20 protein-coding genes and 1 tRNA gene are annotated in these 14,435 nt (G+C 57.4%); 7 read left to right on the plus strand and 14 right to left on the minus strand.

Going from position 1 to position 14,435, the window contains the following annotated elements:
* A partial coding sequence (locus TK42_RS27400) for a hypothetical protein (protein ID WP_371920276.1) occupies positions 1–66 on the minus strand: 66 nt, incomplete at its 3' end.
* A gap of 109 nt (positions 67–175) precedes the next feature.
* On the opposite strand from TK42_RS27400, the gene suhB reads away from it, so the two are divergent.
* Positions 176–991, plus strand: a complete 816-nt coding sequence (suhB, locus tag TK42_RS19480) for an inositol-phosphate phosphatase (RefSeq protein WP_005791195.1) — start codon at positions 176–178, stop codon at positions 989–991.
* A 205-nt stretch (positions 992–1,196) separates the two neighbouring features.
* On the opposite strand, the gene TK42_RS19485 is transcribed toward suhB, so the two are convergent.
* The 6 genes from TK42_RS19485 to queA all read right to left on the minus strand — a co-directional run bounded on the left by TK42_RS19485 (position 1,197) and on the right by queA (position 7,271).
* The gene (locus tag TK42_RS19485; protein WP_005791197.1) at positions 1,197–1,739 is read right to left on the minus strand and encodes a glycine zipper 2TM domain-containing protein; all 543 of its coding nucleotides are present in this window, start codon (positions 1,737–1,739) and stop codon (positions 1,197–1,199) included.
* Positions 1,740–1,863: 124 nt separating this feature from the next.
* Positions 1,864–2,778 carry a protein translocase subunit SecF gene (gene secF, locus TK42_RS19490; protein ID WP_032879600.1) on the minus strand — a complete coding sequence of 305 codons (915 nt, stop codon included), beginning with the start codon at positions 2,776–2,778 and terminating at the stop codon, positions 1,864–1,866.
* 9 nt (positions 2,779–2,787) lie between these two features.
* Complete coding sequence (secD, locus tag TK42_RS19495; RefSeq protein WP_103734905.1) at positions 2,788–4,656, minus strand: protein translocase subunit SecD; 1,869 nt, start codon at positions 4,654–4,656, stop codon at positions 2,788–2,790.
* Positions 4,657–4,718: 62 nt separating this feature from the next.
* Complete coding sequence (gene yajC, locus TK42_RS19500; RefSeq protein WP_003175975.1) at positions 4,719–5,057, minus strand: preprotein translocase subunit YajC; 339 nt, start codon at positions 5,055–5,057, stop codon at positions 4,719–4,721.
* A gap of 43 nt (positions 5,058–5,100) precedes the next feature.
* Positions 5,101–6,216 carry a tRNA guanosine(34) transglycosylase Tgt gene (gene tgt, locus TK42_RS19505; protein ID WP_032803964.1) on the minus strand — a complete coding sequence of 372 codons (1,116 nt, stop codon included), beginning with the start codon at positions 6,214–6,216 and terminating at the stop codon, positions 5,101–5,103.
* A gap of 5 nt (positions 6,217–6,221) precedes the next feature.
* Entirely contained in the window at positions 6,222–7,271 is a 1,050-nt protein-coding gene (queA, locus tag TK42_RS19510) for a tRNA preQ1(34) S-adenosylmethionine ribosyltransferase-isomerase QueA (protein ID WP_032879598.1), read from the minus strand.
* Between the two features lie 108 nt (positions 7,272–7,379).
* On the opposite strand from queA, the gene TK42_RS19515 reads away from it, so the two are divergent.
* Together TK42_RS19515 and TK42_RS19520 are read left to right on the plus strand one after the other, a co-directional pair.
* Positions 7,380–7,464, plus strand: a tRNA-Leu gene (locus TK42_RS19515).
* An 86-nt stretch (positions 7,465–7,550) separates the two neighbouring features.
* On the plus strand, positions 7,551–7,880 hold the full coding sequence (locus TK42_RS19520) for a hypothetical protein (RefSeq protein WP_103734906.1): 330 nt from the start codon (positions 7,551–7,553) through the stop codon (positions 7,878–7,880).
* Here the strand turns inward: TK42_RS19520 and TK42_RS19525 are convergent.
* Both TK42_RS19525 and TK42_RS19530 read right to left on the minus strand, forming a co-directional pair.
* Positions 7,851–8,489 (minus strand): LysE/ArgO family amino acid transporter, encoded by a 639-nt coding sequence (locus TK42_RS19525; protein ID WP_103734907.1) that lies wholly within the window; start codon positions 8,487–8,489, stop codon positions 7,851–7,853. The two genes, TK42_RS19520 and TK42_RS19525, sit on opposite strands and share 30 nt — an antisense overlap.
* Positions 8,490–8,515: 26 nt before the next feature.
* Entirely contained in the window at positions 8,516–9,322 is an 807-nt protein-coding gene (locus TK42_RS19530; RefSeq protein ID WP_032879594.1) for a 2OG-Fe(II) oxygenase family protein, read from the minus strand.
* A gap of 229 nt (positions 9,323–9,551) precedes the next feature.
* On the opposite strand from TK42_RS19530, the gene TK42_RS19535 reads away from it, so the two are divergent.
* The gene (locus TK42_RS19535) at positions 9,552–10,244 is read left to right on the plus strand and encodes an NBR1-Ig-like domain-containing protein (protein WP_005791214.1); all 693 of its coding nucleotides are present in this window, start codon (positions 9,552–9,554) and stop codon (positions 10,242–10,244) included.
* 8 nt (positions 10,245–10,252) lie between these two features.
* Here TK42_RS19535 and TK42_RS19540 read toward each other — a convergent pair whose 3' ends face one another.
* Entirely contained in the window at positions 10,253–10,888 is a 636-nt protein-coding gene (locus TK42_RS19540) for a LysE family translocator (protein ID WP_032879592.1), read from the minus strand.
* A gap of 156 nt (positions 10,889–11,044) precedes the next feature.
* On the opposite strand from TK42_RS19540, the gene TK42_RS19545 reads away from it, so the two are divergent.
* Entirely contained in the window at positions 11,045–11,416 is a 372-nt protein-coding gene (locus tag TK42_RS19545) for a PH domain-containing protein (protein WP_032879590.1), read from the plus strand.
* Positions 11,417–11,561: 145 nt separating this feature from the next.
* On the opposite strand, the gene TK42_RS19550 is transcribed toward TK42_RS19545, so the two are convergent.
* Positions 11,562–11,795, minus strand: a complete 234-nt coding sequence (locus TK42_RS19550; protein WP_032879588.1) for a hypothetical protein — start codon at positions 11,793–11,795, stop codon at positions 11,562–11,564.
* A complete protein-coding gene (locus TK42_RS19555; protein ID WP_103734908.1) occupies positions 11,792–12,304 on the minus strand; it encodes a type VI secretion system amidase effector protein Tae4 in 513 nt (170 codons plus the stop codon). The genes TK42_RS19550 and TK42_RS19555 overlap by 4 nt, the downstream gene beginning before the upstream one ends.
* Before the next feature lie 227 nt (positions 12,305–12,531).
* On the opposite strand from TK42_RS19555, the gene TK42_RS19560 reads away from it, so the two are divergent.
* Entirely contained in the window at positions 12,532–12,816 is a 285-nt protein-coding gene (locus TK42_RS19560) for a barstar family protein (RefSeq protein ID WP_078822264.1), read from the plus strand.
* A gap of 146 nt (positions 12,817–12,962) precedes the next feature.
* Here TK42_RS19560 and TK42_RS19565 read toward each other — a convergent pair whose 3' ends face one another.
* Entirely contained in the window at positions 12,963–13,337 is a 375-nt protein-coding gene (locus tag TK42_RS19565; RefSeq protein WP_078822265.1) for a cytochrome c family protein, read from the minus strand.
* Positions 13,338–13,367: 30 nt separating this feature from the next.
* Positions 13,368–13,799: a VOC family protein gene (locus tag TK42_RS19570; protein ID WP_078822266.1), complete on the minus strand. Its 432-nt coding sequence runs from the start codon at positions 13,797–13,799 to the stop codon at positions 13,368–13,370.
* Positions 13,800–13,979: 180 nt separating this feature from the next.
* Here TK42_RS19570 and TK42_RS19575 point away from each other — a divergent pair, with 180 nt between their 5' ends.
* On the plus strand, positions 13,980–14,360 hold the full coding sequence (locus tag TK42_RS19575; protein WP_103734909.1) for a response regulator: 381 nt from the start codon (positions 13,980–13,982) through the stop codon (positions 14,358–14,360).
* Positions 14,361–14,435 lie beyond the last annotated feature (75 nt).

Here is a 14,435-nt window from a genome sequence, read left to right on the forward strand (position 1 = left end):
GACCAAGACGACACGAATGTTTTGCAGCAAGGGAGGCGCTCTCGGACACGGGAAAGGGGAGCAAATCTTACAGAACAGCCTAAGGTTATGCCATGAAAGCTAACGTCGTCCTTCACCTGAGGAAAGTTTCTGCTAGAATGCCCGGCTTTCTTTAACAACCTTAGGTGACACATCCATGCAGCCCATGCTGAATATCGCGCTGCGCGCCGCCCGCAGCGCCAGTGAATTGATCTTCCGCTCCATCGAGCGCCTGGATACCATCAAGGTCGACGAAAAAGACGCCAAGGATTATGTATCCGAGGTGGATCGCGCCGCCGAACAGAAGATCATCGACGCCCTGCGCAAGGCCTACCCTACCCACGGCATCCTCGGCGAAGAAACCGGCCTGCACAAAGGTAGCGGCGAAGGCGAAGACTACCTGTGGATCATCGACCCACTGGATGGCACCACCAACTTCCTGCGCGGCATCCCGCACTTTGCCGTGAGCATCGCCTGCAAATACCGTGGCCGCCTGGAACACGCTGTTGTGCTGGATCCGGTGCGCCAGGAAGAGTTCACCGCCAGCCGTGGCCGTGGCGCCCAGCTCAATGGTCGTCGCTTGCGCGTCAGCGGTCGCACCAGCCTGGAAGGCGCCCTGCTGGGCACCGGCTTCCCGTTCCGTGACGACCAGATGGACAACCTGGAAAACTACCTGGGCATGTTCCGTGCCCTGGTTGGCCAGACCGCCGGTATCCGCCGCGCCGGTGCAGCCAGCCTGGACCTGGCCTATGTCGCCGCCGGTCGTTTCGATGCATTCTGGGAATCAGGCCTGTCCGAGTGGGACATGGCAGCAGGCGCCCTGCTGATTCAGGAAGCAGGCGGCCTGGTGAGCGATTTCACCGGCGGTCACGACTTCCTGGAGAAAGGCCACGTGGTTGCCGGCAACACCAAATGCTTCAAGGCCGTACTGACGGCGATCCAGCCGCACCTGCCGGCTTCGCTGAAGCGTTAAGCGAGCGAGCACAAAAAAGCACCCCTAGGGGTGCTTTTTTTATGCGTGGGATTTAGCAAAAAACCAATTCCAACTGCTCAATACAATCCAATGTGGGAGCTGGCTTGCCTGCGATGACGGGCTGCCAACCAAGTGATTAGTTGCTGACCCACCGCTATCGCAGGCAAGCCAGCTCCCACATTTGGATCGAAGCCAGGCCTGGGGATTACTGCTGGTTCTGACCCAGGATCAGACGACCTTCTTTGTCGACTGGAATCTGGCCGCCTGGATCACGCTCCATACGCACAGTCCCTTCCTTGCCATCCAGGTTGTAACGCACGTCATAACCGACAACCTTGTCGCTGATGTCGTTAACAGTGTTACAGCGGGTTTGCGTGGTGGTGTAGGTATCACGGTTCTGCATGCCTTCCTGAACCTTGTTACCGGCGTAACCGCCACCGACCGCACCGGCCACGGTGGCCAGTTTCTTACCATTACCGCCACCGATCTGGTTGCCCAACAGGCCACCTGCAAGGGCGCCGACCACGGTACCGGCGATTTGATGTTGATCCTGCACCGGACGTTGCCGGGTCACAGTGACGTCCTTGCAGACCTCACGCGGGGTTTTGATCTGGGTTTTAACCGGCTGTACCGCCAGTACTTGCGCATACTCAGGGCCGCTTTTTACCAGGCTGTAGGTGGCAACAGCACCCCCGGCAGTCACACCGACAGCACCCAATACCGCACCAACCAGCAACGACTTGTTCACGTTGAACCTCCTGACCATCACAAACGGATCGAAAGATCCGCGCTATACCCAGCCTTGGAGCAAAAAAAAAGGCGCGAGTTCAATACTCGCGCCCTTCTTGTAACAGCCGATCAACTAACGCCCATCAAGGGCGGTCGTCGACCTCCTTGCCAGTAGCAGCAGGAGGGATCAAGTCTTCGCTGTTGAGGTTGAGCCAGATCAGCACCACGTTGGCAATGTAGATCGACGAGTAGGTACCCGCCAGAACACCGATGAACAGCGCCAGCGAGAAGCCCCACAGGTTGTCGCCCCCGAAGATCATCAGCGCGGCGATCGCCAGCAAGGTGGAGATCGACGTCGCCATGGTCCGCAGCAGCGTCTGGGTGGTGGAGATGTTGATATTCTCGATCAACGTCGCCTTGCGCAGCACCCGGAAGTTCTCACGAACCCGGTCGAATACCACGATGGTGTCGTTGAGCGAGTAACCAATGATCGCCAGCACGGCCGCCAATACGGTCAGGTCGAAGGTGATCTGGAAGTAGGCCAGGATCCCCACGGTCACGATCACGTCGTGGATCAGCGACACAATGGCGCCGACACCGAACTTCCACTGAAAGCGGAAGGCCAGGTAGATCATGATGCCGACCAGCGCCATCAGCATGCCGAGGCCGCCCTGGTCGCGCAGCTCTTCACCGACCTGCGGGCCGACGAACTCGACGCGCTTGACCGATGCCGGGTTGTCGCCGCCGACCTTCTGCAAGGCCTCCGCTACCTGGTGACCCAGTTGCGGGTCTTCGCCAGGCATACGCACCAGCAGGTCAGTAGTGGCGCCGAAGCTCTGCACCACCGCCTCGTGATAGCCGGCCTTGACCAGCTCATTGCGCACCAGGGTGACATCGGCCGGCTTCTCGTAGGTCAGCTCGATGAGCGTACCGCCGGTGAAGTCCAGCCCGTAGTTCAGGCCCTTATGGAACCAGCTGAACAACGCCAGAACGGTAAGGAGCACGGTGACGCCGAACGCAACGTTGCGAACGCCCATGAAGTTGATTGTACGTAACATGGCAGCCCCTTAAATCCACAACTTCTTGAAGTCACGCCCGCCAAAGATCAGGTTGACCATTGCGCGGGTCACCATGATGGCCGTGAACATCGAGGTAAAGATACCCAGGGACATGGTCACCGCAAAACCTTTGACAGGGCCGGTGCCCATGGCAAAGAGAATCCCGCCGACCAGCAAAGTGGTCAAGTTGGAGTCGAGAATCGCGGTAAATGCCCGGCCGAAGCCTTCGTTGATAGCACGCTGTACGGTCATGCCGGCGGCGATCTCTTCACGGATACGCGAGAAGATCAGCACGTTGGCGTCAACCGCCATACCCATGGTAAGCACGATACCGGCGATACCCGGCAAGGTCAGCGTCGCGCCCAGCAGCGACATCAGCGCCAGCAGCATCACCATGTTGCCCGCCAGTGCGACGGTGGCGATAACGCCGAAGAAGCGGTAGATGGCGATGATGAACAGCGACACGAACAACATGCCCCACAGCGCCGCATCCACACCCTTGGTGATGTTGTCGGCACCCAGGCTCGGGCCGATGGTACGTTCTTCAGCGAAGTACATCGGCGCCGCCAGGCCACCAGCACGCAGCAGCAGCGCCAGCTCGGAGGACTCACCCTGGCCGTTCAGGCCAGTGATGCGGAACTGCGCACCCAGCGGCGACTGGATGGTCGCCAGGCTGATGATCTTTTTCTCTTCCTTGAAGGTCTGCACCGGCACGTCTTTCTCGACGCCGTTGACCATCTGCTTGGTATAGGTGGTAACGGGGCGCTGCTCGATGAAGATCACCGCCATGCTGCGACCGACGTTGCTGCGCGTGGCGCGGCTCATCAGCTCGCCACCGTGACCATCCAGGCGGATGTTCACTTCAGGGGTGCCGTGCTCGCCGAAACCAGCCTTGGCGTCGGTCACCTGGTCACCAGTGATGATCAAGCCACGCTCGATCAACGCAGGAGGACGATTGCCCTCGCGGAACTCGAACTCTTCGGAGGTCGCACGAGTGGCACCCGGCTCAGCTGCAAGGCGGAATTCCAGGTTGGCGGTTTTACCAAGGATACGCTTGGCTTCAGCAGTGTCCTGTACACCCGGCAACTCAACCACGATACGGTTGGCGCCCTGGCGCTGCACGATCGGCTCGGCCACACCCAGCTCGTTGACGCGGTTACGTACCGTGGTCAAGTTCTGCTTGATGGAGTACTCGCGGATCTCGGCGATCTTGGCCGGGCTCATCGCCAGGCGCAACACAGCCTGACCATTCAAGTCGGCCGGCACGATGTCGAAGTCATTGAAATTCTTGCGGATCAGCGCACGGGCCTGCTCGCGGGAAGCTTCGTCAGCAAAACCCAGCTGGATGGCACCGTTGAGCTGCGGCAAGCTGCGATAACGCAGTTTCTCTTTGCGCAGCAGGCTCTTCACGTCGCCTTCATAGACTTTCAGACGCGCGTCGAGGGCCTTGTCCATGTCGACTTCCAGCAGGAAGTGCACGCCACCGGACAAGTCCAGGCCCAGCTTCATCGGGTGCGCGCCAATGCTGCGCAGCCATTGAGGCGTGGTCTGTGCCAGGTTCAATGCAACGACGTAGTCGTCACCCATGACCTTGCGTACAACGTCCTTGGCCGGCAATTGGTCTTCTTGCTTGGTCAGGCGCAACAAGCCGCCTTTGGAACCAGCTGCCAAGGTTGCCGCTTTAACCTGGATGCCCGCGTCAGTCAGCGCTTTGCTAGCGCGTTCCAGATCAGCCTGATTGACCTGCAGCGAAGTGCTGGCGCCAGAGATCTGGATCGCCGGGTCATCAGGATAGAGATTGGGAGCGGAATAAATAAAACCGATCGCCAGCACCGCCAGGATCAGTACGTATTTCCACAGAGGGTATTTGTTCAGCATCACGCCGCCCGCTTATAACGCGGGGCGCCTTGCGCGCCCCGTCGATTGGTAAAGGTTGTTACTTAGATCGCTTTGAGCGTGCCCTTAGGCAGCGTGGCGGCGATGGCGCCCTTCTGGAACTTCATTTCTACGGTGTCGGAGACTTCCAGTACCACGAAAGCATCGGAAACCTTGGTGATCTTGCCGGCGATGCCGCCAGTGGTCACGACTTCGTCGCCTTTTTGCAGGCTGCCCAGCAGGTTTTTCTGCTCTTTGGCGCGCTTGGCCTGTGGACGCCAGATCATCAGGTAGAAGATGACCAGGAAGCCGACCAGGAAAATCCACTCGAAACCACCGCCCATAGGGCCGGCAGCAGCAGGCGCAGCGGCGTCAGCCATGGCGTTAGAGATAAAAAAGCTCATTTAGCACTCCAGTTGCAAATAGTGAATCTTAGGGTCGGAAAACTCAGTCCAAGGGCGGCACAGGGAGCCCGCGCTTGGCATAGAAGGCATCGACGAAGGCGGCCAATGTACCCTGTTGAATAGCCTCGCGCAAACCAGCCATCAGGACTTGGTAGTGACGCAAATTGTGGATGGTATTCAACATGCTACCCAGCATTTCCCCGCACTTGTCCAGATGATGCAGATAGGCACGGGAGAAGTTCTGGCAGGTGTAGCAGTCACAGGTGGGATCCAGCGGCGAATCATCATGGCGATGGAACGCGTTACGGATCTTGAGCACGCCTGTATCGATGAACAGATGCCCATTGCGGGCATTACGGGTTGGCATCACGCAATCGAACATGTCCACACCGCGGCGCACACCCTCTACGAGATCTTCCGGTTTGCCAACGCCCATAAGGTAACGAGGTTTGTCAGCGGGCATCAGGCCCGGCAGGTAGTCGAGCACCTTGATCATTTCGTGCTTGGGCTCGCCCACCGACAAACCGCCGATGGCCAGGCCGTCGAAGCCGATCTTGTCGAGGCCTTCCAGCGAGCGTTTACGCAGGCTTTCGTGCATCCCGCCCTGGACAATCCCGAACAGCGCCGCGGTGTTGTCACCATGGGCGTTCTTCGAGCGCTGGGCCCAACGCAGGGACAGCTCCATGGAGATGCGCGCTACGTCTTCGTCAGCCGGGTAAGGCGTGCACTCGTCGAAAATCATCACGATGTCGGAACCCAGGTCGCGCTGGACCTGCATCGACTCTTCCGGCCCCATGAACACCTTGGCACCGTCCACCGGCGAGGCGAAGGTCACGCCCTCTTCCTTGATCTTGCGCATGGCGCCCAGGCTGAATACCTGGAAACCACCGGAGTCGGTGAGGATCGGGCCTTGCCATTTCATGAAGTCATGCAGATCGCCGTGCTTTTTGATCACTTCCGTGCCCGGGCGCAGCCACAGGTGGAAGGTGTTGCCGAGGATAATCTCGGCACCGGTAGCGACAATGTCGCGCGGCAACATACCCTTGACGGTGCCGTAGGTGCCGACCGGCATGAACGCCGGGGTCTCCACGGTGCCGCGCGGGAAGGTCAGGCGACCGCGACGGGCTTTGCCGTCGGTGGCCAACAATTCAAACGACATACGACTCATAGTTGTTCCTCTGGGCCGCGTGGCGCCGGGTTACGGGTGATAAACATCGCATCACCGTAGCTGAAAAAACGGTACTCGTTGGCAATGGCGGCCTGGTAAGCAGCCATGGTTTGCGGGTAACCGGCAAATGCCGACACCAGCATCAAGAGCGTGGATTCGGGCAAATGGAAATTGGTGACCAGGCAATCAACCACATGGAATGGCCGGCCCGGGAAAATAAAGATATCGGTGTCACCACTGAACGGCTTGAGCACACCATCACGCGCCGCACTTTCAAGTGATCGTACGCTGGTGGTGCCCACGGCCACCACTCGCCCGCCGCGCGCCTTGCACGCATTGACCGCGTCCACGACGTCCTGGCTGACCTCCAGCCATTCGCTGTGCATGTGGTGGTCTTCGATGTTCTCCACACGCACCGGCTGAAACGTACCGGCCCCCACGTGCAGGGTCACATAGGCCGTCTCGACGCCCTTGGCGGCAATCGCATCCAGCAGCGGCTGGTCGAAATGCAGCCCGGCAGTCGGCGCCGCTACAGCGCCGAGGCGCTGTGAGTACACCGTCTGATAGCGCTCGCGGTCCGCGTCTTCGTCGGGGCGGTCTATATAAGGAGGCAACGGCATATGGCCGACGCGATCCAGCAACGGCAGCACTTCTTCGGCAAACTTGAGCTCGAACAAGGCATCGTGGCGCGCAACCATCTCGGCTTCGCCACCGCCATCAATGAGGATGCTCGAACCCGGTTTGGGCGACTTGCTGGAGCGCACATGGGCCAGCACACGATGGCTGTCCAGCACCCGCTCCACCAGAATTTCCAGCTTGCCGCCGGAAGCTTTCTGGCCGAACAGCCGCGCCGGAATCACCCGGGTGTTGTTGAAAACCATCAAATCGCCCGGGCGCAAATGCTCAAGCAAATCAGTGAATTGACGGTGTGCGAGGGCACCGCTGACCCCGTCCAGGGTCAGCAGTCGACTGGCGCGACGCTCGGCCAAAGGGTGGCGAGCGATCAGCGAATCAGGGAGCTCAAAAGTAAAGTCAGCAACGCGCATGATGGGGTTCGTCTAGCAGGGCCGGGAAGTCTAGCGGAAATAGTGAAAATAGACCATGAAACGTGATTGACCAACGGTAATCTCATCTCTATACTTCGCCGCCATTGAGCCCTGATGGCGGAATTGGTAGACGCGGCGGATTCAAAATCCGTTTTCGAAAGGAGTGGGAGTTCGAGTCTCCCTCGGGGCACCATCTTAAAGAAAGACCTTGAAATTCAAGGTCTTTTTTTTCGCCTGTGAAAAAGTGCCGGGCGTGGCAGTGGGGGGGTTAGTGAGACCATGGAATTGATGCTTGAAGCGGTTGCACTGTTCGCCCTGAAGCTGGCGCATGAAACCGAGGACGGCAGCCCGCTGCTGCGCGATGATCCTGCAATGGATGGCTATGAACGCGAAGTGTTTGGGTTTTTGGTGCGCCAGGGAAACCTGGCTGAGATCCAGTTGAAGCTCGATGAGTGCATCACCCAGGCGTTGATTGCATTGGGTGGAGCGGACAGCGTGCTCGGGCGTGAATTGCTAAAGCTATCCACCCCTGTGCAAAACATCTCTCACCTTGATGAGTTGATCTGTCCGCTGACCGTTCTAAAGGGCTATCTGAAAGATGTGCAATGAATCGGTGATCAGCATAACGGCCAGGTACACCATCAATACCGCCACCCCTGCATCCAGCCAACGCCAGACCGCTGGCTTGCGAAACAATACTGTCAACCGCTGACAGCACAGCGCCAACACCACAAACCACACGAGTGATGCCGTCATGGCGCCTGTCGCGAACAGTGCCTGTTGGCCCGCAGGTTTCGTGGCCCCGATAGAACCAATCAGCACCACGGTATCCAGCCATGCATAAGGGTTGGCAAAGCCGAGTATGACCGCCGAGCGCAACAGCCCTCTTTGCGAATTGCCGCCTTGAGCATCCGGCATGGACTGATCCCGGATACAAGCCAACAGACGCTGGCCACCAAACCAAAGCAGATAGGCCGCTCCGGACAATAGCAATAGCGCCATCACCTCAGGCCGACTTCCCAATAACGACCCTAAACCCGTGACCCCGAAAGCGATCAGGAAAATATCGGCCAATATGCAAATGGCGACAACGCCCCAGATCGGCCCGCGACCGACACCTTGGCGGATCACCAGGGTGTCTTTCGGGCCTGGGGCGGCGAACAGTCCGATGCCCAAGAGCAAACCTTCGATGTAAAGGGCATTGAAGTGAGGAAACATGGACTGTTCGAGCCCTCCAGGACTATTTAGCGCAGTTGAATCGGCTGATTACCGAAACCGGTATGACGAGCATTCACCGTGCTGCCCAGGTCAATGGGTTTCTGGCGGTAAAAGGTCGTCAGCAACTGGTCCGGATTGGGGTTTGCAAAGTAAATCAATGAGCTTCTGGCGACCGGTTTGCTGGGCGCAAGTACAGCATGGTAGGCGGCAGGCACGGCATGATCGGAGAGCTCTGTCAGCAAGGAGCCGGCCAGCACCGCGACCTCGTTCTCCAGAAGGCGTACAGGTTCCAACGATCGTCCCTTCATCAAGACCAGCCCTTCGCGGGTAGGCTTGATAAACGAAAGCATATGCCCGTCTTCATGAGGATCTTGAGCAAATTTACGAGAATGGTCTTTGGCCTGTGGACCGTAGACACACAACTGGATATACGATGCCGCGCGAAAGGGGGCCAAGGGTGCCACGCCAAATTCCTCGCAAATGCCATCCATCACCCCCTGGGCCAACTCGCTCATCTGTCGTTCAAAACTGCCGACTGCGGCAACGAAAGTACTTCGGGTGAATTCGAAAGCGGTTCTTTTTGAAGCGTGCGCGGGCCAGTAACAAAACCGCTCGCACAGGTCAGGGTGATCCTCGACAAGGGAGTACTCGGCGCCAAAAGGGAAAAACCCATCCGTGTCCTGGGCAAAGGAAAATTCATCCTTGATGGCCTGGGGAATGGCCGAATACCCATCGATGATCTTTTTGTAGTCCTGCAACATCGCATCAGGAATTTGCAGAATGCCAAAGCCTGATCGGGCTATGGATTCGCAGCATGCTTTTAATCGAGACATAGCTATACCCAAAGATAGTTGTAAAGGAATGCAACACACACTAGGTTCGCAAGCATGCGAGAAACCGCGACACTGGATATAGCCAAACAGAAAGGGACCGATCCATGTCCTTCACAACGGCGCTAGCAGGTTGCGAGTGTGCAGGGCTCACTACACGCAACGGCGAGCAAGTTGTCCTTTTTGGCGAACAAGATGATGATTTTTCAAGGACGGGGATCAACGTACGGATATGAGCATCAAAACCCGCGACACACTCCGAGCACTGGTCGTAAGACGCAGCCGGGAACTGGGCAAATCCATGACAACCCTGGCCAAGGAAGCCGGTATTTCGCGTACCTATCTTTACGGATTAGCGGGTGGCATTTCACAGGATCCCTCGGTACGCACCCTGATCAAACTGGCCAAGGCGCTGCAGGTGTCCCCGCTATTGCTGTTCCGCTACTTCGCCGATTTGGCAGGCGCACCGGTCGATACCCATTCAATGGCAACCACCAACCGAGCCATCGGCCTGCATGATCTTGGCGACATTGTGGTCTTTAACGCCGACGTCACCACGCCCGACCAAACCGTCGTGCTGCCTGGCGAAACGTTTCAGAAAACCTGGGAGATCCAGAACGTCGGTACCCGCCCCTGGCGCGGTCGACGATTGGTTCGAGTGGACGGTGAATACGTCATCGCCCGTCGCACGGCTACAGGCGAGCCCCTGGAAGTGGTGATGGACAGCCACCTGCGCAGCCTTAACAACGAGGTACCGATTGCCGAAACCCTGCCCGGCCAACCGGTGCATATCACCGTAGAGTTTGGAGCGCCGAAAGAGACCTGCACGGTCACTTCGATATGGCGTATCGAAGATGAACACGGGCGCCCCTGCTATGGACCTGCATTCATCCTGCATGTGATTGTCAACGTCATGGCACGCTGAAAGCAGCCTTATTTGCGCCCTTCCACCGCCATCCGTACCGCCAACCCCATCAGCACCGACCCCATCACCCAGCGCTGCACCACCTGCCACCCCGGCCGAGTCACGAAGAACACCGCGATGGAGCCGGCCATACAAGCAATCACCGCATTGACGCTGACGCTGATGAAAATCTGCAGAGAGCCCAACACCAACGATTGCAACAGCACGCTGCCATGGCCGTTCGGTTCAATGAACTGGGGCAGCAGCGACAGATACATCACCGCCACCTTGGGATTGAGCAGGTTGGTCACCACGCCCATGGTGAACAACTTGCGCGGGCTGTCCTTGGGCAAGTCCCGCACCTGAAACGGTGAACGCCCGCCCGGCTTGACCGCCTGCCACGCCAGGTACACCAGATACAGCGCACCGCCGAACCGCAGCACGTCGTAGGCAAGCGGCACCGCCATCACCAGCGCGGTGATACCCAGCGCCGCGCACACCATATAGATCAAAAAGCCCAGCGCCACCCCGCCAAGTGAGATCAGCCCTGCGGTGCGCCCCTGGCAGATCGAGCGGGAAATCAGGTAAATCATATTCGGCCCGGGCGTGAGCACCATGCCGAGTGAAATCAGGCCGTAGGCAAGCAAGCTGGATATATCGGGCATTGTTTAGCTCCTGGATTTTTATGCTGCCGGCGTAAAATCCTTCGCCAGCACTGTAGTGTTACGCGCCATGCTAGAGCCTTGCAGGCTCAGCCGTTAGATACAGATCCGCGAGCAAAACGCCATACACCAGCGGCACCCTTCAACCAGGACAGGCACATGATCGACTTCAACAACAAAGGCTTCTTCAAGCTCAAACAAAACAACGAATACGCCGAACGCGTTTCGGCCCTGCTGATGGACGGCGAAGAAGTGGTCGACGCGTACAAGGCCATGCGCGACGGCGTGGTCTTCACCACCAAGCGCATCATCGCAGTGAACGTGCAGGGGATTACCGGCAGCAAGAAGGACTTCACTTCGCTGCCGTACAAAAACATCGTGGCGTATTCAGTGGAAACGTCAGGGACGTTTGATCTGGATTCGGAGCTGGAGATTTACTTTTCGTCGCTGGGGAAGGTGAAGTTCGAGTTCACTGGGAAAACCTCGATTGTGGAGATTTCGCGGCTGATATCAAAGCATCTGCTGACCTGAACCTTGGGCAAAAAAAAGACCTTGGCGCACCAAGGTTTTTTTTTGCCTACACGATTCAACAGATGTACCAGATCATAATGTGGGAGGGGGCTTGCTCCCGATTGCGCCCTCCCATGAATACATGATCCGCCGAACACTTGAAAACTCACACCCCACGCCTGCGCAAATATCTGCGATACCAACCCACTCCCAGCAACACCGTAGCCAACATCACAACCCCATTACCCACCAACCAAAATCCAAAATTTCGATTCTGTTGCGCATCCCCCTCATAAAACGGCCCGAAATAAGCCGACACTGCCACAACCAATCCGTTAAACACCGTCAGCGCCACCACAACCATCCCGATCACAAAGAGCACGCCCTTAACCACCTTCATATGACTTTCCAAAACCATATCTCCCTGGACTCGTGATAGTCCGAGAACGTCCCCTCAATCGAAAACCCCAACTGAATACGCGGATAACTCAGCCAATTCGTCAACCGCCGCCCATTCCAAAGGTCAATGTGGTCACCACTGCGATTGCCAGACGTCTCATTCCCTCGGCGCCAAAAGTCTTTGAAAAAGATAATGCCTTGCTGCCCCGCCAACACCTCTTCGAAATCCTCAGGTTTTATCTTCTTCGGGCGCTGCAAACCGGGGATATTCGCGTCACTTAGAGCTTTGGCCATCTCCTCAGCTGCCAACACATGGCCCTCACTCTTGGCATGCTGCCAACAATAGCGCACACCTCTCAACCTGCTCAGGTCGGCGCCTGACCTGCGCAGTGCTACGCCCAGGTTAATGGCGCATTGGTCACTGAAATTTTTGGCGCCGTTGGTTCTACAAGGGGCGGCGTCTCCGAAGATTTCCGGATGGTTTTTCCATAGGGAGTTGAACGTCAGCATTAAGCGCTTCCATCGCGTATTTTTCACACGAACGTAGCAAACGCTTTGCCGCTAATACTGAGGTCAGGCGCAAATCAGAACGGTCCTACTTGCGTGTAGGCTTTGGATGCAGGCCAAGGCTCATAATGTTAATGAAAGGCCTAAAATCACGTGCTGTGAAACATGAGGACGGGTGCATTTGTCCTGGTTATATTCAAGGCGCCTGTAAATCAGCAAATGGTGCACAAGTGACCCGATCATCCATCATCAAAATAGACCTGAGCCGCATCCAAAACCCCAAAGAACTTCACGCCACACTGTGCACTTCACTCAACTTCCCCAACTGGTATGGCCGAAACTGGGATGCCTTTTGGGACGCCATCAGCGGCTTGGTAGAAATGCCGGAGACGCTTGAGTTTTCTGGTTGGGATATTTTTTCAGAGCACCTACCCCACGATGCCAAGATGCTGCGGCAGTGCTTGGCTGAGCTTGCGACCCATTACCCGGAGCTTGCGTCGCGGGTTCGCTATTGATGCTTGAGCCTAATGACAACCGACGGCGATACCTTAAGCCGAACCCAGTTCAATGTGGGAGCCTGCGCTTAACTGACTGGCATGACGGCAAGCCCCGCCACCTTCTGATCGCGTTGTGCCCGGTGGTAGCCGTCAGCCTGGGCAGCTCACTTGGGCTGGAATGTATCTAAGTACGCCAGGATATTTTCAATCTTCTGCGGATCACTGATCCCCCAGAAAATCATCCGCGTCCCACTTACCACCGATTTCGGGTCTTCGATGTAGGCCGTTAGTTTGTCCCGCGTCCAAACCACTCCCGAATTCTTCATCGCATCCGAATACTGATAGTCCGGGGTCGTACCGGCAGGTCGGCCGATAATGCCGTTCAGCTGCGGCCCAAAACCGCCGCGCGCACCTTCACCGATGCTGTGGCAGCCGCCGCAGGTCTTGGTGAAGAGTTTGCCGCCCGCTTCGGCGTCGCCAGCTGCAAACGCGGGTGCAGCGACAACGGTGAGGGCGAGAGTCAATAACACGTACTTCATCAGGGTCTCCCTATGGGTTATTGCCGTCAATTATGCCTGCTTGAACGGCCGCTCCCCCAGCCGTTCCACCAGGCGCACCAGATAACCGTCCGGGTCTTGCACGATGAACTGGCGCTGCCCGGCCTCTACGTCGCCCGCGCGGTACCAGGCATCCTCGACGTTACGGAACAACGGGCGGCCGATCTCCGACAGGCGCCGCAAGATAGGCGCTACGGCAGGCACGTCGATTTGCAAGTTGATGCCACGCCCGAAAGGCTGCTGCAAGGGCGCGGTCAACCACTGCCCGGCGTGCGGCTCGTATTGTTCCAGCATGATTTGCGCACCGTGCAGGTCGAGGTAGGCAAAGCCTTCTTCAGCGCGCTGATAGGCGATGCCGAAACCCAACTGGTCAACCCAGAATGCCAGGCTGGCACCGAGGTGGGTAACGATGAGTTCTGGCACGAGGGGATTACGCTTAAACATGGCATTCCTTGGACGTCGCAGTGGCGCTTACCTTAACGGATTATCGTGCTGACGGCGTGGGGCAAGACCACATGCTGGAACCAGCCGAATGACCACCCATCGTTTAAAAAACATCCAATCGAACCTATATACCCAACCCCCACTCCACCTTACTGAACCCCTGATGGTGGAGTAAGGATCATGGTTCAGCCATCGATTTTAGTATTGGAAGACGACGAGATCATTCGGGCGTTAATGGTGGATGTGCTGGAGGATTTCGGTGCGGTGGTGACTTCATTCCCTTCGGCGGATGAAGGGATGATTTATCTGGAGCGGGGCGACGATCCTGTGGACTTGATTGTCAGTGATATTCAAATGCCCGGCCTGCTCAATGGCTACGACTTGAGCCGCGTAGTGGCTCATCGCTGGCCTGAGGTGCAGGTGGTGCTGACTTCCGGCAATACGAAGATCGCCACTCAATTGGGCAACTCGGTGCGGTTTCTACCTAAACCATGGAGCACCGATCACTTGCTTGAGTGCGTGCAAACGGCATTGACCCAGCAGGGAACGCCCATGCATTGATAGCGTCGCGATATCATCCGGACCGAACTCGTGGCGTGCCGTGGGGTCATTTGGAATACAGGGAGCGACTTTTCT

It is taken from the genome of Pseudomonas sp. GZJR-8 (assembly GCF_002916705.1).
GTDB lineage: Bacteria > Pseudomonadota > Gammaproteobacteria > Pseudomonadales > Pseudomonadaceae > Aquipseudomonas > Aquipseudomonas synxantha_A.

Coding starts and splice junctions, on each gene's coding strand:
- tgt (WP_032803964.1), bottom strand. CDS start 6,216: ATGTCGTTTGAATTGTTGGCCACCGACGGCAAAGCCCGTCGCGGTCGC.
- queA (WP_032879598.1), bottom strand. CDS start 7,271: ATGCGCGTTGCTGACTTTACTTTTGAGCTCCCTGATTCGCTGATCGCT.
- TK42_RS19555 (WP_103734908.1), bottom strand. CDS start 12,304: ATGCTGACGTTCAACTCCCTATGGAAAAACCATCCGGAAATCTTCGGA.
- TK42_RS19545 (WP_032879590.1), top strand. CDS start 11,045: ATGATCGACTTCAACAACAAAGGCTTCTTCAAGCTCAAACAAAACAAC.
- secD (WP_103734905.1), bottom strand. CDS start 4,656: ATGCTGAACAAATACCCTCTGTGGAAATACGTACTGATCCTGGCGGTG.
- suhB (WP_005791195.1), top strand. CDS start 176: ATGCAGCCCATGCTGAATATCGCGCTGCGCGCCGCCCGCAGCGCCAGT.
- TK42_RS19575 (WP_103734909.1), top strand. CDS start 13,980: ATGGTTCAGCCATCGATTTTAGTATTGGAAGACGACGAGATCATTCGG.
- TK42_RS19535 (WP_005791214.1), top strand. CDS start 9,552: ATGAGCATCAAAACCCGCGACACACTCCGAGCACTGGTCGTAAGACGC.
- TK42_RS19540 (WP_032879592.1), bottom strand. CDS start 10,888: ATGCCCGATATATCCAGCTTGCTTGCCTACGGCCTGATTTCACTCGGC.
- TK42_RS19565 (WP_078822265.1), bottom strand. CDS start 13,337: ATGAAGTACGTGTTATTGACTCTCGCCCTCACCGTTGTCGCTGCACCC.
- TK42_RS19520 (WP_103734906.1), top strand. CDS start 7,551: ATGGAATTGATGCTTGAAGCGGTTGCACTGTTCGCCCTGAAGCTGGCG.
- TK42_RS19570 (WP_078822266.1), bottom strand. CDS start 13,799: ATGTTTAAGCGTAATCCCCTCGTGCCAGAACTCATCGTTACCCACCTC.
- TK42_RS19550 (WP_032879588.1), bottom strand. CDS start 11,795: ATGAAGGTGGTTAAGGGCGTGCTCTTTGTGATCGGGATGGTTGTGGTG.
- yajC (WP_003175975.1), bottom strand. CDS start 5,057: ATGAGCTTTTTTATCTCTAACGCCATGGCTGACGCCGCTGCGCCTGCT.
- secF (WP_032879600.1), bottom strand. CDS start 2,778: ATGTTACGTACAATCAACTTCATGGGCGTTCGCAACGTTGCGTTCGGC.
- TK42_RS19525 (WP_103734907.1), bottom strand. CDS start 8,489: ATGTTTCCTCACTTCAATGCCCTTTACATCGAAGGTTTGCTCTTGGGC.
- TK42_RS19530 (WP_032879594.1), bottom strand. CDS start 9,322: ATGTCTCGATTAAAAGCATGCTGCGAATCCATAGCCCGATCAGGCTTT.